Below are 21,273 nucleotides of genomic sequence, written 5' to 3'. Positions count from 1 at the left end.
TCAGGCGGGATGCTGAAGCTGGCTCAGCCCGCCATCGATGACGAGGGTCGCCGCGTTCATGAACGGGCACTCGTCGGAAATCATGAACACGGCGGCAAGGGCGATCTCGCGCACCGAGGCAATGCGACCGCCGGGATGCAGTGCCATGGTGCTGGCGCGCGCTGCCGCCGGATCAGGAAAACTGTTCCAGTAGTCGACGGCCTTCCGCGTCTCGACATAGCCGGGCGCCAGCGCGTTCACGCGCACGCCCTGCCCGGCATATTCGAGCGCCAGCGACTTGGTCAGCCCAAGCAGGGCGTGCTTGGCCACGGGATAGGGAAAAGTGTGCGGAATGACGGTGAAGCCATGGGTCGAGGCGATGTTGAGGATCGCCCCGCCGCCATTCGCGAGCATGCCCGGCAGCACCGCCTTGCTGCAATTCCAGGCGCCCTTGACGTTGACGTCGAAATTGCGGTTCCAATCTTCTTCGGTGGCCTCGAGCGGCGTCGAGAAGACATTCATTCCGGCATTGTTGATCAATGCGTTGACCGGACCTATCTCGGCGTTCGCGCGGGCAACGGCTGCTTTTATCGCGGCCTCGTCCCTGATGTCGGCTGTCACATGCCCGACATGCCCCTCGGGTGCCGCGAGGCCCGCGATGGTCTTGTCCAGCAACGTACCGTCCTGGTCGACGAGGAACAATTTCGCACCCTCGGCTAGACAGGCCTCGGCGATGGCAAGACCGATGCCCTGCGCGGCGCCCGTCAGGAAGATGCGTTTGCCGGACAGGCGCTCAGCCATCGCTGTCACTCCCCTGGAAGACGGATCAACGCCGACCCAGGGCCGACGAACGCAGATTGTCGAGCAGCACGGCGAGCAGCAGGATCACGCCGCGCACGATATACTGGTAAAAGGCCGGGATGTTGAGCAGGTTCATGGCGTTTTCGGCAATGCCCATGATCAGCACGCCGACGATGACGCCCGACATGGTGGCGCGGCCGCCGGCAAGCGAGACGCCGCCGAGCACGCAGGCCGAGATGACCGAGAGTTCGAGCCCGACCGCCGCGTTGGGCTGTCCGGAGGTGATGCGTGACGCCAGCAGGATGCCGGCGATACCGCAGACGACGCCTTGCAGGGCGAAGATCCAGATGCGGGTTCTGTCGACGTTGACGCCGGCAAGGCGCGAGGCTTCAGGATTGCCGCCAATGGCCAGCGTGTTCTTGCCAAAGACGGTGCGGTTGAGCACGAAGCCGAAGATGCAGAACAGAAGTGCCAGCACCCAGACAGGCGTTGGGATGCCAAGCAGCTTGGACAGCGCAAGCTGATAGAAATCCGGGCTGTTGATGCCGACGGCGCGGCCATCGGACGCGATCAGCGCAAGGCCACGCACGATCTGCATGGTCGCCAGCGTCGTGATCAGCGCGTTGATGCGGAATTTGGCGATGACGACACCGTTGATGAAGCCGACAAAGGCACCGCAGGCGATCGCCGCCAGCAGCCCGAGCAGGATCGAACCTGTGTAGTTCGACGCCATCACCGCGACCATGCCGGCGAAGGCAACGATGGAGCCGACCGACAGGTCGAAGTCGCGCGCCGCGAGACAGAACATCATGGTGCAGGCAACGATGCCGACGGTGACCACCGACTGGAGCAGGCCAAGCATGTTGCGGTCTGTGAGGAAATTGGGAACCAGCAGCGAGACCAGCGCGAAGGCAACGACGAAAATGACGACGAGGCCCTGTTCGCCGAGCAGGATCTTCTTCAGCTGATCGGTCATGTCAGGTCCTCAGGATGCGATGGCGTCGGGGGTTTTGGTGTCGGGAAGTGCCGCGGCCAGGATCGCCTTCTCGTCGAACTGGTCGCGGGAAAGTTCAGCGCTGACGCGCCCGCCGCACATCACCAGGATGCGGTCGCAAATACCCATCACCTCAGGCAGTTCGGACGAGACGACGATGATCGCCATGCCGTCCTCGGCCAGTTGGTAGAGCAGTTCGTAGATTTCCGATTTGGCGCCGACGTCGATGCCGCGTGTCGGCTCGTCGACGATCAGAACCCGCACGCCCTGCTCCGACAGCCAGCGGCCAAGGATGACCTTCTGCTGGTTGCCGCCGGAAAGGTTGATGATGTCCTGCCTGCGCGATGGCGTGCGCACCTTGAGCTTCTTGATGAAGGTTTCGGCCGTGGCGATCTCGCTGGCGCGGTTCAGGATGCCGAAGCGCGCGTGATGGCGCCGCGAGGAGATGTTGATGTTCTCCTCGATCGAACGGCCCTGGATGATGCCGTCATGCTTGCGGTCTTCCGAACACAGCACGATGCCGGCGCGGATCGCGCCATGCGGGTCAGCGGCATGGATCGCCTTGCCATCGACAATGATGGTGCCGCTCCAGCGCGGGTCGGCGCCGAAGACCAGCCGCATCAGTTCCGAGCGGCCTGCGCCGATGAGGCCGAAGAAGCCGACGATTTCGCCAGCGCGGGCCTCGAAGCTGGCCGGCGCCTTCAGTTTTTCTCCGGAGATCGCTTCGACCTTCAGCCTGACATCGCCGGCCTTGCGTGGCCGAAAACCCCAGATGTCGGAGATTTCGCGGCCGACCATTTCGGCGACGACCTGGTCGCGGGTGACGCCTTTCAGTGATGCGTGGTGCGCCGCGAGCTTGCCGTCGCGCAGCACGGTCAGGCTATCGCAGAGACGGAACACCTCGTCGAGCCGATGCGAGACATAGATGATGACCTTGCCCTCGCCGCGCAGGCGATCGATCAGGGCAAACAGGATTTCACTCTCGCGAGAAGACAGCGAAGAGGTCGGCTCGTCCAGCGCGATGACACGCGCATCGAGCATGATCGCCTTGGCGATCTCGACCATCTGGCGTTCGCCGATGGACAGCGTCTTGACCTTGCGGCTGATATCGATCTCGATGCCGGCCGATTTCAGCTTGGCGCCGACATCCTCCAGCATCTTGCCGCGCGCGATGACGCCGGCGCTGGCGGGAAAGCGGCCGAGGCTCAAGTTTTCGGCGACGGTGAGTTCCGGCACGAGCTGCAATTCCTGATGGATGACGATGACACCATTGTCGAAGGCATCCCTTGTAGAGGCATAGGCCTGGACCTTGCCGTCGATGCGGATCTCGCCCTCGTCGGCATGCTGATCGCCGGACAGGATTTTTATGAGGGTGGATTTACCGGCCCCATTCTCGCCCATCAGGCCATGCACGGCGCCCTTGTCGACGCCGAACGAGACATCCGACAGCGCCTTGACGCCCGGATAGGTCTTGGTGATGCGCGAGAAGTCGAGAAAGGACACGGGCGTCGATCCTTCTTATGCCACGGCAAACAGACGGCGGCATGAGCCGCCGCCTGTTTGTACAGGGAGGGTTATTCGATGCCGAGGCCCTGGCGGACCTTCTGGTAGTCGTCGCGCTTGGCCAGCGCGCCGGAGGTCAGGATCAGCTTCTCCGGCTCCTTGTTGTTGGCGACCCAGTCAAACATGTTGAGCGCCGTCTCGTAGCCATGGCGCTTCGGCGAGATGATCACCGTGCCGACAAAGCCGGTGGCGGTCGGCTTCTTGAATTCGTTGATCGCCGAATCCGCGCCGCCGATGCCGACGCCGATCATGCCGTCAGCAGGAATGCCGACGCTTTCGGATGCGCGCACGGCGCCGAGCACCGCTTCGTCATTGAGGCCGAAGGACACCCATTTCTTGATGTCGGCATGGGCGTTGAGCACCACGGTCGCGGCATTGAGGGCCGCTTCGGTGTCGGTCTTGGCCTGGGGAGCGTCGAAAATGTTCTCGGCCTTGAAGCCGTTGGCCTTCAGCACCGAGATGGCGCCTTCGACACGGTCGACGGCGGTCGGCAACTGGTCATAGGAAACGCGGATCGCGCCGACTTCGTCGGCCTTCCAGCCGCGTGCCTTCATCTCGTCGACGATCGCCTGGCCGACAGCCTCACCGATCTTGGTGGCCGAGATGCCCATATGCGGAACGTCTTCCAGCGCCTTGCCGTCGGCGCCGACCAGACGGTCGTCGACGGTCATCAGCTTGAGGTTGTTGGCGGCTGCCTTGGCAACAATGCCGGGGCCGAGCTTCACGTCCGGGGTGCAGACGATGAAGCCCTGCGCGCCCTGGGCGCCGAGATTGTCGATCGCCGACATCAGCTTCTCACCGTCCTCGGCACCGATCTTGACCAGGGTAAAACCCTTTTCCTTGGCGGCCTGGTCGGCGAACTTCCATTCGTCCTGGAACCATGGCTCCTCGGGTTGTTTGACGATGAAGCCGATCTTGGTGTCCTGAGCATATGCAGCGATGGTCGTGACGGACAGCACGGCAAGCGCGCCCGCGACGAGCGCGGTCTTCAAAAGTCGCATGATTACCTCCCAGCGATAGGCCGGACGCTCGGCCCGGATGCCGGAGTCTGTATTCGCTTTTATCATACTCGTCAATTGATCTGGTATGATAATTGAGCTACATGCTCTGACCAAGGATCGCTGGCGCAAATCATCCGCATCCGGTAAGGCCGGGCCGGCTGTGCGAAATCAGTGGGTTCGCCGCCTTGGAGGAGGGGCTGAGGTGACCGAAACGTCTAAGTCTAAGAAGGCTTCCGCCGACACGCGCCGCCCGCGCGTCATGCCCGATGTGACGAAGGCCATGGCCTCCGACATCTTTTCCGGACGCTATCCGGCCGGCTCCTCCCTGCCCACCGAAAACGAACTCGGCATCGAGTATGGCGTCAGCCGCACCGTCATTCGCGAGGCCTTGAAGGTTCTCGCCGCCAAGGGGCTGGTGCTGTCGCGCCCGCGCGTCGGTACCGTCGTGTGCAACGAGGACGACTGGAACATCATCGACCCGCAGGTGCTGGCCTGGCATGCGCCGCACGCATTGGACGACAAGCTGTTCGATGCCATACTGGAGACACGCCGGGCGATCGAGCCGCTGGTCGCGGAGCTCGCCGCCACGCGCGCGACACTGCAGGAGATCGCCGACCTGGAAGCCGCGTGGCGTGGCATGGCCAATGCCGGCGAGGACCTCGCCGCTTTCTCGCGCAGCGACATTGCCTTCCACCAGATCGTCTATGCCGCGAGCCACAATCCGATCTTTCGCCAGATCGGCAATCTGATCGACACGGGGCTGAAATTCTCGCTGGAAGCGACGGCGACCATCTCGCTCGACCGCCGCATGGAAGCCGTGGCGGCGCACCGCGAAGTGGTCGAGGCACTGCGCATGCGCGATGCCGAGGCGGCGCGCGGTGCCGCCAACCGGATCCTCGACCTCGCGGCGCGCGACCTCGTCAGCGCCAAGAAACTCAAGAACAACTGAGACCGCGCATGAAAATCATCTCGCTCACCACCTACATCGTTCCGCCACGCTGGCTGTTCCTGAAGATCGAGACCGACGCCGGCGTCACCGGCTGGGGCGAGCCGGTGGTCGAGGGTCGCGCGTTGACCGTCGAAGCGGCGGTCAAGGAGCTTGGCGACTATCTCATCGGCAAGGATCCTCGCCTGATCGAGGATCACTGGACGGTGATGCATCGCGGCGGCTTCTACCGTGGCGGGCCGATCCTGATGAGCGCCATCGCCGGCATCGACCAGGCGCTGTGGGACATCAAGGGCAAGGCGCTTGGCGTGCCCGTGCATGAACTGCTCGGCGGCAGGCTGCGCGACACCATCAAGGTCTATTCCTGGATCGGCGGCGACCGGCCGGCGGAGGTGGCGGCGGGCGCAAAGGAAGTGGTCTCGCGCGGTTTCCTGGCGCTCAAGATGAATGGCACGGAGGAACTGCAGATCGTCGACAGCCACGACAGAATCGATGCGGCCATCGAGCGCGTCGCGATGGTGCGCGAGGCGGTCGGGCCCAATATCGGCATCGCCGTCGATTTCCATGGCCGCGTCCACCGGCCGATGGCCCGCATCCTCGTCAGGGAATTGGAGCCCTACCGGCTGATGTTCATCGAGGAGCCGGTGCTCAGCGAAAACCGCGAGGCACTGAAGGAGATCGCCGCTCTTGGCTCGACGCCGATCGCGCTGGGAGAGCGGCTCTACAGCCGCTGGGACTTCAAATCCGTGTTCGAGGAAGGCGTCGTCGACATCATCCAACCCGATCTGTCGCATGCCGGCGGCATCACCGAGTGCCGCAAGATCGCGGCGATGGCGGAGGCTTATGACGTGGCGGTGGCGCCGCACTGCCCGCTGGGGCCGATCGCGCTCGCCGCCTGCCTGCAACTCGATGCCGTGAGCTACAACTGTTTCATCCAGGAACAGAGTCTGGGCATTCACTACAACGCCGCCAACGATTTGCTCGACTACGCCGCCAACAAGGATGTCTTCCGCTACGAGGATGGCTATGTCGCCATCCCCGACGGCCCGGGCCTCGGCGTCGAGATCAACGAGGAGTATGTCAAGGAGCGGGCCAGGGAAGGCCACAATTGGCACAACCCGATCTGGCGCCACAAGGACGGCTCCTTCGCCGAGTGGTGATGTGACAGGTCTTCTCAGCATTGTCGAGCAATGATCTACGGGCGCGTCACCGACGCCGTTCGCCAGAACCAACCCAGCAAGAGCGAGTGTAATCCGACCGCCGTGTCGCATTGACCTGTGCCACCCCGCCGAGGCGGAGACGGACCAGTCAGCATGCACTGACAAAAAGCTGAAACTCTAGAGGACTTGGTGGAGCCAATCGGAATCGAACCGACGACCTCTTGAATGCCATTCAAGCGCTCTCCCAACTGAGCTATGGCCCCACTTCCGGCAGTCAGCCGGCGCCGTTTCCGGCGAGAGATCGGCGCGGGTTGGAAGACCGCGCCGTTAGTGCAGGCGGCTTCTAACCCCGCCCTTCCCAGATATCAAGCCTGAATACCGGCTTTTTATTCCGATGTTGCGAAAGCGGGCAAATGCCCGCTTTTCGCGGCCTTGTCAGACCTCGTCGTCGTCGTCGCCGACGCCGATCATGTCGGAAACGTCGTCGTCTTCTTCTTCTTCGTCGGCGAGGAACGTGTCATCCTCGTCGTCGCCAAGATCGACATCGTCCTCGTCGTCGCCCAGATCGGGAATATCGTCGCCGCCCTTGGCCTCGTCATCGGCCTCTTCGAGCGAAACGACTTCGGCGCCCTCTTCTTCCTCGCTATCCACTTCCTTCTCGGCCACTTCCTCGTCCTCCTCGAGGGCGGCGACCTTGCCATCCTCGAAATAGGAACGCGGATAGGTCTTGCCGGTATAGGGCGAGACGATCGGGTCCTTGTTCAGGTCGTAGAATTTTCGACCCGTTTCAGGGTCGACACGCTTTGTGCCAAGTTCGGTTTTTGCCACGGCAAGCCTCGTCAATAAAAGAGTGGTCCCCTTAACCACTGTTTGCGGCTCTGTCAAAGCCAAAAGCCGGCGTCACAAAACCATGCATTGAAAGGCCTCGCGCCAAGTGACGAGCATGGGGATGACCATTTCGCCCCGCCGTGATACGAGACCGCCGCAACAAATGAAAAAGCGCCGGCGCGCCGGCATTCCGTCCAGGGAAATTCCATGTCTCACGCCGCCGCTGCCAAGCCGGCCACCGCCCGCAAATCATCCGCCCTTTCCGGCACGGCACGGGTGCCGGGCGACAAGTCGATCTCGCACCGCTCCTTCATGTTCGGCGGGCTTGCCTCCGGCGAAACACGCATCACCGGCCTGCTCGAGGGCGAGGACGTGATGCGCACGGGCGCGGCGATGAAGGCGATGGGCGCGCATATAGAGAAGCACGGCGCCGAATGGGTGATCCGCGGCACCGGGAACGGCGCCCTGCTGCAGCCGGAAGGCCCGCTCGACTTCGGCAATGCCGGCACCGGCTCGCGGCTGACCATGGGCCTGGTTGGCACCTACGACATGGAGACGACCTTTATCGGCGACGCCTCGCTGTCCGGCCGGCCGATGGGCCGGGTGCTCGAACCCTTGCGCCAGATGGGCGTGCAGGTGCTGAAGGCGACGCCCGGCGACCGCATGCCGATCACGCTGCATGGTCCCAAGCACGCCGCTCCGATCACCTATCGCGTGCCGATGGCTTCGGCGCAGGTGAAGTCGGCGGTGCTGCTGGCCGGTCTCAACACGCCTGGAATCACCACCGTCATCGAACCGGTGATGACGCGCGACCACACAGAAAAGATGCTCAAGGGATTCGGCGCCAATCTGTCGGTCGAGACCGACGAGCGCGGCGTGCGCCATATCTTCATCGAAGGCCAGGGCAAGCTGACCGGCCAGACGATCGCCGTGCCCGGCGACCCATCCTCGGCCGGCTTCCCGCTGGTGGCAGCGCTGATCGTGCCGGGTTCCGACATCGTGATCGAGAACGTGTTGATGAACCCGACCCGCACCGGGCTGCTTCTGACGCTGCAGGAGATGGGCGGCCAGATCGACATTTTGAACCCGCGCAATGCCGGCGGCGAGGATGTCGCCGACCTGCGCGTGCGTTACTCCGAGCTGAAAGGCGTTACCGTCCCGCCGGAGCGGGCGCCGTCGATGATCGACGAATATCCGGTGCTGGCGGTTGCCGCGAGTTTCGCCGAGGGCGAGACGCTGATGCAGGGACTGGAAGAGCTGCGGGTGAAGGAATCCGACCGGCTGTCGGCGGTGGCCAACGGACTGAAGCTCAACGGCGTCGACTGCACCGAGGGCGAAGCTTCACTCGCCGTGCGCGGCAAGCCCGGCGGCAAGGGGTTGGGCGGCCATCCCAACGGCCTGGATACGACCGTGCAGACCCATCTCGACCACCGCATCGCCATGAGCTTTCTGGTGATGGGGCTGGCGACGGAAAAGCCGGTCACCATCGACGACGCCAATATGATCGCGACGAGCTTTCCTGAGTTCATGGGGCTGATGAAGGGGCTGGGCGCGGAGATCGAGTGACGGATGGCAATCGCAAACCTCGGAGATTGGACGCCTACATCCCTCCCTTCGTCATCCTGGGGCGAAGCAAGGAGCGGAGCGACGCGGCGCAGACCCCAGGATCCATGCCGTGACACAAACGCTCCGCAACGGTTCAATATTCTGCTCCGCCGCATCCTTCGGCTGACGACACGGCATGGATCCCAGGGTCTCCTTGACGGAGCTTCGCTCCTGCTCCGCCCTGGGATGACGAACGCGTTGGGATCGACGGCCCGCCAATGACCCACGTCTTCACCATCGCCATCGACGGCCCCGCCGGCGCTGGCAAAGGCACCCTTGCCCGGCGACTGGCCGATCACTATCGCCTGAACCTCCTCGACACTGGCCTCACCTACCGCGCGGTTGCGCATGCACTGCTGCGGCTCGGCCTGCCGCTCGACAACGTCTCGGCCGCCGAAACCGCCGCCCGCCAGGTCGACCTGGCCAAGCTCGACCGCGCGGTGCTGTCGGCGCATGCGGTCGGCGAGGCTGCCTCGAAGGTCGCAGTTTTCCCCACCGTGCGGCGCATCCTGGTCGATAAGCAGCGCGACTTCGCCAAGGCACCGCCGGGCGCGGTGCTTGACGGGCGCGACATCGGCACTGTCGTTTGCCCCGACGCCGACATAAAACTCTATGTGACGGCCAGCGCCGAAGTGCGCGCGAAGCGCCGGCTGGCCGAGATCGAGAGCATCGGCGGCACGGCCAATTTCGCCGAAATCCTCGCCGATATCGTGCGCCGCGACGAGCGCGACATGGGCCGTACCGACTCGCCGCTGAAGCCGGCCGCCGACGCGCACTTGCTTGATACCAGCGAAATGGCTATAGAAGCCGCGTTTCTCGCGGCCATGGCTGTCATCGACGACGTGCTGGCCAAGAGAAGCAAGGCCTGATCCGGGTTTTCATGATGCTTCCGATTGTCGGAAGCGAAGAAAATACCCATATCGGGCACGAACCAGCCTGCCAGCATTCTTCATGCGCCGGAATTGCCGCTCGAAAAGCGGCCCAGGGCTTTTTAGCCCGGAACGCCGGCAGGCCAACGCAACGCTAACCCACGGCGCCCGTCCCGCTCGAAACGCGGGGCACTCCAGGAGAAACAATGTCAGCTGCAAATCCCACTCGCGATGATTTCGCGAGCCTGCTCGAAGAATCATTCACCGCCGGCCACTCCGGCGAAGGCCAGGTCGTCAAGGGCACGATCACCGCGATCGAAAAGGACATGGCCATCATCGACGTCGGCCTCAAGGTCGAAGGCCGCGTGCCGCTGAAGGAATTCGGCGTCAAGGGCAAGGACACCACCCTCAAGGTCGGTGACACCGTCGAAGTCTATGTCGAGCGCATCGAGAACGCGCTGGGCGAAGCCATGCTGTCGCGCGAGAAGGCTCGCCGCGAAGAGAGCTGGGTCCGTCTCGAAGAGAAGTTCACCAAGGGTGAGCGCGTCGAGGGCGTCATCTTCAACCAGGTCAAGGGCGGCTTCACCGTCGACCTCGACGGCGCCGTGGCCTTCCTGCCGCGCAGCCAGGTCGATATCCGCCCGATCCGCGACGTTTCCCCGCTGATGCACAACCCGCAGCCCTTCGAGATCCTCAAGATGGATCGCCGCCGCGGCAACATCGTGGTGTCGCGCCGCACCGTGCTCGAGGAGAGCCGCGCCGAACAGCGTTCGGAAATCGTGCAGAACCTCGAAGAAGGCCAGGTGGTCGAAGGCGTCGTCAAGAACATCACCGACTACGGTGCGTTCGTCGACCTCGGCGGCATCGACGGCCTGCTGCACGTCACCGACATGGCATGGCGCCGCGTCAACCATCCGACCGAAATCCTCAACATCGGCCAGACGGTCAAGGTGCAGATCATCCGCATCAACCAGGAAACCCACCGTATCTCGCTCGGCATGAAGCAGCTCGAGAGCGATCCGTGGTCCGAGATCGGCACCAAGTTCCCGATCGGCAAGAAGATCAAGGGTACCGTCACCAACATCACCGACTACGGCGCGTTCGTCGAGCTGGAGCCGGGCATCGAAGGCCTCATCCACGTTTCGGAAATGTCGTGGACGAAGAAGAACGTGCACCCCGGCAAGATCCTGTCGACGACGCAGGAAGTCGACGTGGTGGTGCTCGAGGTCGATCCGGCCAAGCGCCGCATCTCGCTCGGCCTCAAGCAGACGCTGGAGAATCCGTGGCAGGCTTTCGCCTCGAGCCATCCGGTCGGCAGCCAGGTCGAGGGCGAGGTCAAGAACAAGACCGAGTTCGGCCTGTTCATCGGCCTCGAAGGCGACGTGGACGGCATGGTCCACCTCTCCGACCTCGACTGGACCCGTCCGGGCGAGCAGGTCATCGAAGAGTACAATCGCGGCGACATGGTCAAGGCGCAGGTGCTCGACGTCGACATCGACAAGGAGCGCATCTCGCTCGGCATCAAGCAGCTGGCCAAGGATACGGTCGGCGAGGCGGCGACGTCAGGCGAACTGCGCAAGAACGCGGTCGTCACCTGCGAAGTCATCGGCGTCAAGGATGGCGGTCTGGAAGTGCGGCTGGTCGACAGCGGCATCGAGACCTTCATCAAGCGTTCGGACCTCAGCCGTGACCGCGACGAGCAGCGCCCCGAGCGCTTCACCGTCGGCCAGAAGGTCGACGCCCGTGTCATCGCCTTCGACAAGAAGACCCGCAAGCTGCAGGTCTCGATCAAGGCGCTGGAAATCGCCGAAGAGAAGGAAGCGGTCGCACAGTACGGCTCGACCGACTCCGGCGCTTCGCTGGGCGACATCCTGGGTGCCGCGCTGAAGAAGCAGGGCAGCTAAGGCGCCAGCCATCGGCGGCACGCCTCGCGTGCCGCCTTACAAAAAAGACCCGCCGGAGCGATCCGGCGGGTCTTTTTCTTTACGGGAACATAAACTTCCTCGCGTATTTGCTGGCGGTCCAACGGAATACTTCCATGAGCAATGGCGACGCCAACGCCGCTGCGCGACCTTCGTGGTTGCCAGGCCTTTATACCAGCTCGCCGGTGCTGTTCTGCTTTTTCGGAATGGCGATCCTGATGACCGCTCTGTGGTCCCTGGGCTTCCGGCTCAACAATGACGCCGACGATCTCCTCAAGCTGCACGAAATCCGTACCTTGCTTGAAACGGGCAACATCTTCGACCGGACGCTGCCCGGTATCGTCCAGCCCGAACCCTATGTCTCACATTGGCCGTGGATCGTCGACCTGCCCTACGCGTCCTTCTCGCGCCTGTTCGCCCCATTTGCCGGCTCAGAGCCGGCTTTGATGCTGGCATGCTTCGCCGTCCCGCTGCTGCTGCTCGCACCCGCGCTTTATTTCTACAACCGGCTGATGACCGCTATCGGCTTTGCCTATCCGGCCGTTGCATTCCCGTTGGCTTTGATGTTTGCCGCGCGCACTTTTTTCGAATTCGCCCCCGGGCGGATCGACTACCACAATCTGCAAATCCTGCTTCTGCTGGCGGCCCTGGTGTTGATGCTGTCGCGGAGCCGCCTCTCCGCCTTCGTCAACGGGGTGCTGACGGCACTGGCAATCGCCATCAGCAGCGAGTTCGCGCCGTTCTATGCCCTGGTGATGGCGGTCTATGCCTTTGACTGGATCTTCGACCGCGAGGGCGGTGAAAACAGGATCGCCGGTTTCGGATTGGCCTTGACCGCCGGCGCAATCGGCCTGTTCGCGGCAATCGTGCCCCCCTCCGCCTATGACGCGGTCAGATGCGACACCTATTCGACGCCGCATGTGACGGCACTGGCCGCGGCCGGGCTCTCATTCGCCATCGTGCCCTTGCTTGCGGGCCGGCGTGGAGGATGGCCGATGCGCACCGCCATTCTGCTGGCGTTCGCGGCGGCCAGCGCGGTGGCGCTCGCGAAGTTGTACCCGCAATGCCTGGCCAGCCCCTATGCCCCGCTCGATGCCTATGTTCGTGACAACATGATCAACAGGATTCTTCAGGAGTTGAGCCTGTTCCGGCGCCCTGATGTCGTCCTGTCGACAGATTTTTTCAGCATGGCGCTGCTGTTTATCGGCGCGCTTGCGCCAGCCGTCATCTGCGCCAAGCCGCAAGGTCGAAGCCGGCCCATCGTCATTTTGGCGCTGTTTTCGCTGCTCTCGCTCGCACTTGCGATCGGTTATGTCCGCTACTACCCCTACCTTCCGATCTTCTCAGGCATCGGCCTCATTTTCGCGCTGGCGAGCCTCCTGCCGAATACGAGGTTGGGTCGCTATTTGAAATCTCCGGTGCCGGCGGCATCGAACAGATACGCATTGATCCTGCCCGGTCTCGTTTTGTCCGGGGCGATGCTGCTGTATCACCTGTCGGTAAAGCCGTCCGAAGCGGTGGTTCCCGCCGCCGAGTTCGCCGATAGCTGCTTTTCGAGCCGTTTTGAACCGAAGCAGAACTGGCCGTCTGGCGCCGTCGTTCTTTCTCCCCCGCTGATCGGCGCGCGTTTCGTGGCGCTCGCCGAAGGGCCCAAGGTGGTGACGATCCCCAATCACCCGTCAGCCAAGGGAATCGAGCGCAGCTATCGCTTTCTGGATCCGGCGACCGCCGACCCACGCGCGATACTCGATGCCTCCAAGGCAACGCATGTCGCGATTTGCGCCTGGCGAGGCCCGCCATTGCCGGGGCTGGAAGCCGCCTATCCATTCACGGCGGGGCTGATTGAAGGCCGGCCGCCGACATGGTTGCGGGAGTGCCCCACGGACGCTTCATCGTCGCTGCGAATCTACAGCTATCGCAACGCCGATGGATCGGACGCGGCGTGCCCGACTTCGACGCCCGCCGCTCAAGCCCGGCCGTAGAGCGGCACCAGCGTTCCGCTCATCGCCTGGTTGGCCGGCGAGGCGAGATATGCGATTGCCTCGGCCGCGGCTTCAAGGCTGACCCATTTGGTGAAATCGGCATCCGGCATGTCGGCGCGGTTCGCCGGCGTGTCGAGCGTCGACGGAGCCACGGCATTGACCAGGATGCCACTCGCCTTGAGCTCTTCGGCCATCGCTACCGTCATCGCCGCCACCGCCGCCTTGCTGGCGGTGTAGGCGACCATGCCGGCGCCGCGCCTGGGGTCGAGCCCGGCGCGTGCCGTGACATTGACGATGCGGCCTGATGTGTCCGACGCCAGCATCGAACGGATAGCGGCGCGGCTGCACAAGAAGGTGGTGCGGGCGTTGGTGTCCATCATCTCGGCAAAGGATGCCGATTCGATCTTTTCCACCGGCGCCATGGCAAAGCCGCCGGCCAGATGGATCGATCCCCACAAGCCAGGAACCTGGCTGTAGAACGCTTCGACCTTGGCGGAGTCCGACAGGTCGACATTGTGCGCCAGCTTCACATTGTCATGCGTGGTGAAGGGAAAGTGCTGAGGCGCCGCGGCGTGCGCGTTCGGCACGTGGCAGATCGCGCCCTGCTCCAGCAGCCTGCCGACCACCGCCCCACCGAGCGCGCCGGTGCCGCCGGTCACAACGATATGCCTGCCTTCAAGTGTTTCCGTCATCCTGGACCGCTCCTGTCATTTTTATGATTTTTGTCGTTGGTTGCCGCGCCGACGCGAAGCGTCGCCCCTTTTGAGCGATCACTCAACTGATATCTCGACATGGCAGCCGTCACGTCTTTGCATGCGTCATGACGCCGTCGAATAGCAAAGCCGCGTAGACGCGGCTCGCGCCTTGCAAGAATAAGCCGGCGAATGGTCGCTTCCGCTTGAGGAACCAAGGCCGACCTAAATGATTCAAACGACCGTGATTTCGATGATGCGCGGCAGTCCCGTCGCCCGGGCTTGTTTCAACGCCCGTGGCAAGGCATCGATGTCGGCCAGCCTTTCGGCTGATATGCCATAGGCTTCGGCGAGCTTGCAGAAATCCGGCGGCGCCGGCGACACGCCGACAGGTTCAACGCCGACGTCTAGCATCGAGGTTTCGATCTCGCGATAGCCCCTGTTGTTCCAGACGACGAAGATGACCGGCGCATCGGAATCGAGCGCCACGCCCAGTTCCGGCAGCGTGAACTGCAACCCGCCATCGCCGGTGACACAGACGACCGGCGTGCCCGGCATGGCAAGGGCGGCGCCGATCGCCGCCGGCGGGCCGTACCCCAGCGCGCCGAACCCGGTCGCGGCATTGAACCAGCCGCCCGGCCGGTCATGGTCGTAATAGAGATTGGCGGCGTAGATAGGCTGGGTCGAGTCGCCGACGATGATGGCACCAGGCAAGGTATCACGGATCATTTCCACGGCATGCACCTGCGCCGCATAGGCCGGGCTCAGCTCGGCAAAGGCGGCCTTTCGCCCGGCCGCGGCCCGGCCATGACCGTCTTCGACGGCGCCGTGGGCTGGCCCGATCGCCGCAAGCAGGGCCTCGATCGCCTCGGCGCAATCGGCCTGGATGGCTACCGTCACCGGGCGCCGCGCAAGCTGGTCGGCACCGATGTCGATGCGGATCAGGTTCGAAGGCAGCACGAAACCGCCATCGCCGTAGCCATCATAGTCGGTCGGGCCGAATTCCGTGCCGGCGGCGATAACAAGGTCGGCCTCGGCCATCAGCGCGCGAACCGCCTTCAGGCTGGGACTCGCCGGCACACAGAGCGGATGACCATGCATGAGGCCGCGTGCGTTGGTGGTTTGGACAACCGGTGCGCCCAGCCTTTCGGCAAGGCGCCGCAGCGGGGATTCGGCTTTCCTGGCGCCGCCGCCGGCAAGGATCAAAGGTCGGCGCGCTAGCTTGATTAGCTTTGCCGCGTCGGTAATTGCCCTGGCATCCGGTGCGGGCGGGGCGGCATTGCTCAGCGCGGCCGCAAGACCGTCGGCTGGCTTGACCATGACGTCGGTCGGAATTTCGATGTGCACCGGTCCTGGACGCGCGGACGAAAACAACGCGAAAGCCCGCGCCAGCGCACCCGGCAATTCGCTGGCCTCGGTCACGCGCTGCGACGACAGCGCCACCTTCTCCATCATGCCATGCTGGTCGGGAAGCTCATGCAGGAAGCCGAGCCCCTTGCCGAGCGTGTCGGTGGCATTGACGCCGGAGATTACCAGCATCGGCACCGAATCGGCGCGCGCCTGGCCCATGGCTGTGATGGTGTTGGTCAGCCCCGGCCCGGTGATAACGAAGGCGACGCCCGGTCTGCCGCTGGCGCGCGCATAACCATCGGCCATGAAGCCGGCGCCCTGTTCATGCCGCGGCGTAACATGGCGGATCTTCGAGCGCGCCAGGCCGCGATAGAGCTCGACCGTGTGAACGCCCGGAATGCCGAACACAGTGTCGACGCCATGGGCTTCGAGCAGCGAAATCAACGCTTCCCCGATGGTGGTCATTGGTTTCTCCCCTTCCTATTTTTCGGCATCATGCTTCAGCGGCACGAGGCCGAGCTCGGCTTCGACAGCCTTGATGCCAATCGCCGCCAATTCGCCGGGCGAGAACATCTCGCCGGCCAGGCAGCCTTCGATCCAGAGCCCGTCGATGATCGCGTTGATCGCGATGGCATGGTGGCGCAGCTCGCTCGCGTCCGGCTGGTGCCGTTCGGCGGCGAGCACTTCGGCCACGACTGCTTCCACCTCGTTGCGAAAGCCAAGGTAGCCGTCGCGGTGGGCACGGGCCAAGGCAGGGTCGGCACTGGCGCGGCCGATGAAGGTTGCCCAGAGCGAAAACACCCGGGCGTCGATGATCGGCGCGTTGAGATTGGCGGTGACGAAAGCCGCGAGGCGTTGGCGCGGCGAGGCATCATCCATGACCAATGCCGCTTTTGCCTGCTCGGTCATGCGGCCGACCAGCGCCATATAGGCTTCCTGCAGCAATTCTTCCTTGCTAGGAAAATAGTGCCGGATCAGCCCGGCGGTGACACCGGCACGCAATGCGATGGTGCGCAGGCTAGCGCCCTGCAGGCCATATTCCGCCACGCTGTCGAGAGTAGCCTCAATCAGGTCCTGCCGCCGCCGCCCCTCGCCCTCGCGACGGAACTTGCGGCGCGCATTCATCGGCGCAGGATCGGCCGCGTCAGGCATGTCGGCCCGCCTTCGCAGGCGATGCAGAGCGCATCCGCCTCGAAGATTTCAACCGTGCAGCCGGCAGCTTCCATCGCGGCCCTGGTCTTGGGAAAGCCCGCAACGGCAATGACCTCGAGCGGGCTGGTCGGCAGTACGTTCAGGCTGAGGCCGTTGGACGCGGCGAACTCCTCGGCGTCGCCTTCGACCAACCGGATGCCGCGCGCCTTCAGCGTCTGGTAAAACGGGGCCGGCAAGAGCGGCGAATAGACCAGGGCGAGGTCGTCGGCCAGCGGGCTGATCACCGACATCAGATGCAGGCACGCTTCTTCGCCCTGCCACAGCGGCAGATCAAAGCCGTAGACGGAAATGCCCAGCGGCGTCAGCAGGTTGGAAACCTGCTGGATGCCTTCCTGGTTGGAGCGGACGCCCCGCCCGATCGCCAGCGTGCGGCCATCGATCCATACGCAATCCCCGCCCTCGACCTGGCCGGGGGCCTCGACGCGGCCAAGGATCGGGATGCCCAGTCTTTTATATGTTTCCTCATGCAACGAGGGCTCCCTGGCGCGCAACGGCTTGCCCATGGACAGGATCAGCGCGCCGCGGTCGGTCATCAACGAGGGGTCGTGGGTGAACACAGAATCCGAAAGTCCGTCGGCCTTGTCCTCGATCCATTCGATTTCCGCGCCGGAAGCCGCCACCAGTTCAGCAAGGGCCGCGTGCTGGGAGGCCGCTTTCGCCGGATCGAACCCAGGGCCATAATGCCATTGAGCCCTGTCGGCGCCGCGCATGGCGTTGGCCGCCGACCGCATCAGCACGCGCCGCAGCGGCGCTGCCATGGACTGTGACCCGAAAGCGCTCATCGATGCCCTTTTTTAGCTGAAAAAAACCGAAAAAATTTCATGGGAGGCTATTTATACACTTGCACAACAAGCCCGCAAGTGCCGTAATGAGCGGGATTGACGGGCTCGCTCTGTTGGGTCCATGCTTGAGGTCTGGAGCGGGGCAGTACAGCGTATGTTGATTAGCCGGATAGACGTTCGACGAACCGCCGGCGGTCATGTGGAGGTCATTTGGTGAGCGCTGTGGCAGCTGCCAAAGTCCCATCCGGCGAGGCGCGGGACGGCGCCGCAGAAGCCATCCATGTCGAGAACCTGCACAAGAAATTCGGTCAGCTGCATGTGCTGAAGGGCGTGTCGTTGTCGGCGCGCGACGGCGAGGTCATCGCCATCATCGGCGGCTCGGGCTCCGGCAAATCGACGCTGCTGCGCTGCATCAACTGCCTGGAAAACCCGACCAGCGGCATCATCCGGGTCAATGGCGAGGAGATCAAGCTCAAGGCGGACAGCCACGGCCACACCATTCCGGCCGACCGCAGGCAGATCGAACGAATCCGCTCCAAGCTCGGCATGGTGTTCCAGAACTTCAATCTGTGGAGCCATATGACGCTGATCGAAAACGTCATCGAGGTTCCCGTGCACGTGCTGGGCGTGAAGCGCGACGAAGCTATCGCCCAGGCCGAAAAGCTGCTGGCGCGCGTCGGGCTCGCCGAGAAGCGCGATGTCTATCCGGCCTATCTCTCTGGCGGCCAGCAGCAGCGCGCCGCGATCGCCCGCGCGCTCGCCATCAATCCGCGCGTCATGCTGTTCGACGAACCGACCTCGGCGCTCGATCCCGAACTGGTCGGGGAAGTGCTGAAGGTGATCGGCGACCTGGCGCGCGAAGGCCGCACCATGGTGCTGGTCACCCACGAAATGAAATTTGCCCGCGAGGTCGCGACCCACGTCGTCTACCTCTACAACGGGCTGGTCGAGGAGGAAGGCCCGCCGGAGCAGATCTTCGGCGCGCCCAAGTCCGAAAGGCTCAAACAGTTCATCCGCAACATCGGCTAGGGAACAAGCCGGGACGGAAGAAAACCGGGAACCAACAACAAACTGGGAGTTCTGAAAATGAAGACTGTTCTGAAGACATTCGCCGCGGCACTGCTGCTCGGCGTCGCCGCCATGGGCGTGGCCAACGCCGATCCGGTCAAGATCGGCGTCGCCGCCGAACCCTACGCGCCCTTCACCTCGCCCGACGCTTCGGGCAAATGGGTCGGATGGGAGATCGAATTCATCGACGCCGTGTGCGCCGAGGAGAAGCTCGACTGCGTCATCACCCCTGTCGCCTGGGACGGCATCATCCCGGCGCTGACCACCAAGAAGATCGACCTCATCGTCTCGTCCATGTCGATCACCGACGAACGCAAGAAGACCATCGACTTCTCCGACAAGTACTACAACACGCCGACCGCGATCATCGGCCCCAAGGACCAGAAGTTCGGCGCCACGCCCGATGATCTCAAGGGCAAGGTCCTCGGCGTCCAGGTGTCGACGGTGCATGCCGTCTACGCCAAGAAGCACTTCGGCCCGACCGCATCCGAGATCAAGGAATACCAGACGCAGGACGAAGCCAACAACGACCTTGCCGCCGGCCGCCTCGACGCGGTGCAGGCCGATTCCATCGCGCTCAAGGAGTTCCTCAAGACCGACCAGGGCAAGGCCTGCTGCGATCTCAAGGGCATGGTGGCCCCTGACGACGAGGTGCTCGGACCGGGCGTCGGCGCCGGCGTGCGCAAGGAAGACACCGATCTGAAAGAGAAGATCAACGCCGGCATCAAGGCGATCCGCGCCAACGGCAAATATGACGAGATCTCGAAGAAATACTTCGATTTCGACATTTACGGCGGCGCCACGCAGTCGAACTGACGACCCTCGCATGGCTGGAGGACAGGGCGTTGACGCCCTGTTCTTCGGCCGGCCTGTCCACGCATGCTTGCCGCCGGCCGTGAGGGACCGGCGGACCGAGCCAGCAATCCGGGGGCGACGCTGATCGAATCCTTTCTTCCGGCCTCGGCGGCCGGCATCATCGAACTTCTCTCGCCCGCGCCCGTCGGTTGGGGCGGGACGCTCCTGGTCGGGCTCCTGCACTCGCTCGAGATCGCCGTCGGCGCCACCATCGTCGGCCTGCTGATTGGAACATGGGGCGCGTATGGCAAGCTTTACGGCGGACCCGTGGTGCGCGACCTGTTCGCGGTCTACACCACCGTGGTGCGCGCCGTGCCGGAACTGGTGCTGATCCTGCTGCTCTATTATGCCGGCACCGACCTGATAAACCAGGTGCTGACCGCGATGGGTTACCAGCGTGTCGACATAAGCGGGCTGGTGGCCGGCATCGCCGTGCTCGGCTTCGTCCAGGGCGCCTATTCGACGGAAGTCATCCGCGGCGCGATCCTCGCCATTCCGCAGGGCCAGATCGAAGCCGCCCGCGCCTTCGGCATGTCTCCCGGTCTTCTACTGCGGCGCATCACACTGCCGGCGATGCTGCCTTTCGCCATTCCGGGCCTCGCCAATCTGTGGCTGATCGCCACCAAGGACACCGCGCTGCTGGCCGTCGTCGGTTTCTTCGAACTGACGCTGGCGACACGACAGGCGGCGGGCGTCACCAAGGCCTATCTGGTTTTCTTCCTCGCCGCCGGCGTGCTCTATCTCTGCGTGACGCTGGTTTCGAACTTCCTGCTCGGCCGCGCCGAGAAATGGGCGCGGCGCGGCATGCCTTCGCTCAAGGAGGCACGCTGATGGCCAGCGAAACAGCCATCATCGACACGGTGGCGCGTGCATCGCTGTGGCTGCAGCCGCATCGCATCGTGCTGATGCTGATCGCGCTGGGCCTGGTGGCGTCTGCCGCCTTCTTCATGCGCTGGGACTGGCTGCCGCAATATTGGGAAATGGGGCTGATGGGCATTTGGCGTGCCCTGTGGATCCTGGCCGTCACCTGCGCGCTCGGCTTCGCGATCGCCGTGCCGGTCGGGCTGGCGCAGGCGGCCGGCTCGATCTGGGTCGCCGCACCGGCGAAAGTCTTCTGCACCATCATTCGCGGCACGCCGCTGCTTCTGCAACTATGGCTGCTCTATTACGGGCTGGGCTCGCTGTTTCCGCAATATCCATGGATCCGCGAATCCTGGATGTGGCCCTATCTCAGGCAGGCCTGGCCGTATGGCGTGCTGGCGCTGACCCTGTCTTTCGCCGGCTACGAGGGCGAGGTGATGCGCGGCGCCTTCGCCGGCGTGCCCAAGGGGCAGCTGGAAGCCGCCCGCGCCTTCGGCATGAGCCGCTGGAAGATCTTCCGGCGCATCTGGCTGCCGCAGGCCTTCTTCCGGGCGCTGCCGACGCTGACCGGCGAAACCGTGCTGCAGCTGAAATCGACGCCGCTGGTGGCGACCATCAGCGTGATCGACATCTTCGCGGTCTCGTCCAAGGTGCGGCAGGACACCTACCTCACCTACGAGCCCCTGCTGCTCTTGGCGTTGATCTATATGGCGATCACCGGCATTCTGGTTTTCGCCTTCAGCCGGATCGAGGCGCGGATTCCGGTCAAGGTCGGTTAGTAGGGGAGTAGGGGAGTAGGGGAG

General features: G+C 63.8%; 19 protein-coding genes and 1 tRNA gene. 10 read left to right on the top strand and 10 right to left on the bottom strand.

Annotated elements, in window-relative coordinates; translation table 11 throughout:
- The 4 genes from LB569_RS00100 to LB569_RS00085 all read right to left on the bottom strand — a co-directional run bounded on the left by LB569_RS00100 (position 1) and on the right by LB569_RS00085 (position 4,338).
- On the bottom strand, positions 1 to 780 hold the full coding sequence (locus LB569_RS00100; protein ID WP_224690601.1) for an SDR family oxidoreductase: 780 nt from the start codon (positions 778 to 780) through the stop codon (positions 1 to 3).
- 25 nt (positions 781 to 805) lie between these two features.
- On the bottom strand, positions 806 to 1,756 hold the full coding sequence (gene araH / locus LB569_RS00095) for an L-arabinose ABC transporter permease AraH (RefSeq protein ID WP_224690600.1): 951 nt from the start codon (positions 1,754 to 1,756) through the stop codon (positions 806 to 808).
- 9 nt (positions 1,757 to 1,765) lie between these two features.
- Positions 1,766 to 3,277: an L-arabinose ABC transporter ATP-binding protein AraG gene (gene araG, locus LB569_RS00090; RefSeq protein ID WP_224690599.1), complete on the bottom strand. Its 1,512-nt coding sequence runs from the start codon at positions 3,275 to 3,277 to the stop codon at positions 1,766 to 1,768.
- A 71-nt stretch (positions 3,278 to 3,348) separates the two neighbouring features.
- Positions 3,349 to 4,338, bottom strand: a complete 990-nt coding sequence (locus tag LB569_RS00085; RefSeq protein ID WP_224690598.1) for an arabinose ABC transporter substrate-binding protein — start codon at positions 4,336 to 4,338, stop codon at positions 3,349 to 3,351.
- A 259-nt stretch (positions 4,339 to 4,597) separates the two neighbouring features.
- Between LB569_RS00085 and LB569_RS00080 the strand changes: the two genes are divergently transcribed.
- Both LB569_RS00080 and dgoD read left to right on the top strand, forming a co-directional pair.
- A complete protein-coding gene (locus LB569_RS00080; protein WP_224691103.1) occupies positions 4,598 to 5,287 on the top strand; it encodes a FadR/GntR family transcriptional regulator in 690 nt (229 codons plus the stop codon).
- Between the two features lie 8 nt (positions 5,288 to 5,295).
- Entirely contained in the window at positions 5,296 to 6,444 is a 1,149-nt protein-coding gene (gene dgoD / locus LB569_RS00075; protein ID WP_224536605.1) for a galactonate dehydratase, read from the top strand.
- Positions 6,445 to 6,631: 187 nt separating this feature from the next.
- On the opposite strand, the gene LB569_RS00070 is transcribed toward dgoD, so the two are convergent.
- Together LB569_RS00070 and LB569_RS00065 are read right to left on the bottom strand one after the other, a co-directional pair.
- Positions 6,632 to 6,707: transfer RNA gene (locus LB569_RS00070), tRNA-Ala, on the bottom strand.
- A 172-nt stretch (positions 6,708 to 6,879) separates the two neighbouring features.
- Positions 6,880 to 7,272: a TIGR02300 family protein gene (locus LB569_RS00065; protein WP_140709370.1), complete on the bottom strand. Its 393-nt coding sequence runs from the start codon at positions 7,270 to 7,272 to the stop codon at positions 6,880 to 6,882.
- A 207-nt stretch (positions 7,273 to 7,479) separates the two neighbouring features.
- On the opposite strand from LB569_RS00065, the gene aroA reads away from it, so the two are divergent.
- The 4 genes from aroA (at position 7,480) to LB569_RS00045 (ending at position 13,650) form a co-directional block, all read left to right on the top strand.
- Positions 7,480 to 8,838, top strand: coding sequence for a 3-phosphoshikimate 1-carboxyvinyltransferase (aroA, locus tag LB569_RS00060; protein ID WP_224690597.1), 1,359 nt, complete (start codon positions 7,480 to 7,482; stop codon positions 8,836 to 8,838).
- Positions 8,839 to 9,095: 257 nt separating this feature from the next.
- The gene (cmk, locus tag LB569_RS00055) at positions 9,096 to 9,746 is read left to right on the top strand and encodes a (d)CMP kinase (protein WP_224690596.1); all 651 of its coding nucleotides are present in this window, start codon (positions 9,096 to 9,098) and stop codon (positions 9,744 to 9,746) included.
- Positions 9,747 to 9,952: 206 nt separating this feature from the next.
- Entirely contained in the window at positions 9,953 to 11,650 is a 1,698-nt protein-coding gene (gene rpsA, locus LB569_RS00050; protein WP_008872513.1) for a 30S ribosomal protein S1, read from the top strand.
- 107 nt (positions 11,651 to 11,757) lie between these two features.
- Entirely contained in the window at positions 11,758 to 13,650 is a 1,893-nt protein-coding gene (locus LB569_RS00045; protein WP_224690595.1) for a hypothetical protein, read from the top strand.
- Here the strand turns inward: LB569_RS00045 and LB569_RS00040 are convergent.
- From LB569_RS00040 to LB569_RS00025, 4 genes are all read right to left on the bottom strand, one after another.
- Positions 13,635 to 14,342 (bottom strand): SDR family NAD(P)-dependent oxidoreductase, encoded by a 708-nt coding sequence (locus LB569_RS00040; RefSeq protein WP_224690594.1) that lies wholly within the window; start codon positions 14,340 to 14,342, stop codon positions 13,635 to 13,637. The two genes, LB569_RS00045 and LB569_RS00040, sit on opposite strands and share 16 nt — an antisense overlap.
- Positions 14,343 to 14,576: 234 nt before the next feature.
- Complete coding sequence (locus tag LB569_RS00035; protein ID WP_224690593.1) at positions 14,577 to 16,157, bottom strand: 5-guanidino-2-oxopentanoate decarboxylase; 1,581 nt, start codon at positions 16,155 to 16,157, stop codon at positions 14,577 to 14,579.
- A gap of 15 nt (positions 16,158 to 16,172) precedes the next feature.
- Positions 16,173 to 16,844 (bottom strand): TetR family transcriptional regulator C-terminal domain-containing protein, encoded by a 672-nt coding sequence (locus tag LB569_RS00030; RefSeq protein WP_224690592.1) that lies wholly within the window; start codon positions 16,842 to 16,844, stop codon positions 16,173 to 16,175.
- Entirely contained in the window at positions 16,814 to 17,686 is an 873-nt protein-coding gene (locus tag LB569_RS00025) for a dimethylarginine dimethylaminohydrolase family protein (protein ID WP_224536616.1), read from the bottom strand. Before LB569_RS00025 ends, LB569_RS00030 begins: the two co-directional genes overlap by 31 nt.
- A gap of 213 nt (positions 17,687 to 17,899) precedes the next feature.
- Here LB569_RS00025 and LB569_RS00020 point away from each other — a divergent pair, with 213 nt between their 5' ends.
- The 4 genes from LB569_RS00020 to LB569_RS00005 all read left to right on the top strand — a co-directional run bounded on the left by LB569_RS00020 (position 17,900) and on the right by LB569_RS00005 (position 21,249).
- On the top strand, positions 17,900 to 18,715 hold the full coding sequence (locus LB569_RS00020; RefSeq protein WP_140709361.1) for an ABC transporter ATP-binding protein: 816 nt from the start codon (positions 17,900 to 17,902) through the stop codon (positions 18,713 to 18,715).
- Positions 18,716 to 18,772: 57 nt separating this feature from the next.
- Entirely contained in the window at positions 18,773 to 19,570 is a 798-nt protein-coding gene (locus tag LB569_RS00015; RefSeq protein WP_224536617.1) for a transporter substrate-binding domain-containing protein, read from the top strand.
- A 204-nt stretch (positions 19,571 to 19,774) separates the two neighbouring features.
- On the top strand, positions 19,775 to 20,440 hold the full coding sequence (locus LB569_RS00010) for an ABC transporter permease (RefSeq protein WP_224536721.1): 666 nt from the start codon (positions 19,775 to 19,777) through the stop codon (positions 20,438 to 20,440).
- Complete coding sequence (locus tag LB569_RS00005) at positions 20,440 to 21,249, top strand: ABC transporter permease (protein WP_224690591.1); 810 nt, start codon at positions 20,440 to 20,442, stop codon at positions 21,247 to 21,249. The genes LB569_RS00010 and LB569_RS00005 overlap by 1 nt, the downstream gene beginning before the upstream one ends.
- Positions 21,250 to 21,273 lie beyond the last annotated feature (24 nt).

It is taken from the genome of Mesorhizobium sp. BH1-1-4 (genome assembly GCF_020165665.1).
Classification (GTDB): Bacteria; Pseudomonadota; Alphaproteobacteria; order Rhizobiales; family Rhizobiaceae; genus Mesorhizobium.
The sequence above is the reverse complement of the archived record's forward strand: the minus strand, read 5'-3'. Positions and strand labels throughout refer to the sequence as shown.

Excerpts from the sequence above, each read along its gene's own strand:
- araH (WP_224690600.1), bottom strand. The coding sequence starts at position 1,756 with ATGACCGATCAGCTGAAGAAGATCCTGCTCGGCGAACAGGGCCTCGTC.
- LB569_RS00040 (WP_224690594.1), bottom strand. The coding sequence starts at position 14,342 with ATGACGGAAACACTTGAAGGCAGGCATATCGTTGTGACCGGCGGCACC.
- LB569_RS00005 (WP_224690591.1), top strand. The coding sequence starts at position 20,440 with ATGGCCAGCGAAACAGCCATCATCGACACGGTGGCGCGTGCATCGCTG.
- LB569_RS00025 (WP_224536616.1), bottom strand. The coding sequence starts at position 17,686 with ATGAGCGCTTTCGGGTCACAGTCCATGGCAGCGCCGCTGCGGCGCGTG.
- LB569_RS00035 (WP_224690593.1), bottom strand. The coding sequence starts at position 16,157 with ATGACCACCATCGGGGAAGCGTTGATTTCGCTGCTCGAAGCCCATGGC.
- LB569_RS00015 (WP_224536617.1), top strand. The coding sequence starts at position 18,773 with ATGAAGACTGTTCTGAAGACATTCGCCGCGGCACTGCTGCTCGGCGTC.
- cmk (WP_224690596.1), top strand. The coding sequence starts at position 9,096 with ATGACCCACGTCTTCACCATCGCCATCGACGGCCCCGCCGGCGCTGGC.
- LB569_RS00080 (WP_224691103.1), top strand. The coding sequence starts at position 4,598 with ATGCCCGATGTGACGAAGGCCATGGCCTCCGACATCTTTTCCGGACGC.
- dgoD (WP_224536605.1), top strand. The coding sequence starts at position 5,296 with ATGAAAATCATCTCGCTCACCACCTACATCGTTCCGCCACGCTGGCTG.
- rpsA (WP_008872513.1), top strand. The coding sequence starts at position 9,953 with ATGTCAGCTGCAAATCCCACTCGCGATGATTTCGCGAGCCTGCTCGAA.
- LB569_RS00085 (WP_224690598.1), bottom strand. The coding sequence starts at position 4,338 with ATGCGACTTTTGAAGACCGCGCTCGTCGCGGGCGCGCTTGCCGTGCTG.
- LB569_RS00100 (WP_224690601.1), bottom strand. The coding sequence starts at position 780 with ATGGCTGAGCGCCTGTCCGGCAAACGCATCTTCCTGACGGGCGCCGCG.
- aroA (WP_224690597.1), top strand. The coding sequence starts at position 7,480 with ATGTCTCACGCCGCCGCTGCCAAGCCGGCCACCGCCCGCAAATCATCC.
- LB569_RS00030 (WP_224690592.1), bottom strand. The coding sequence starts at position 16,844 with ATGCCTGACGCGGCCGATCCTGCGCCGATGAATGCGCGCCGCAAGTTC.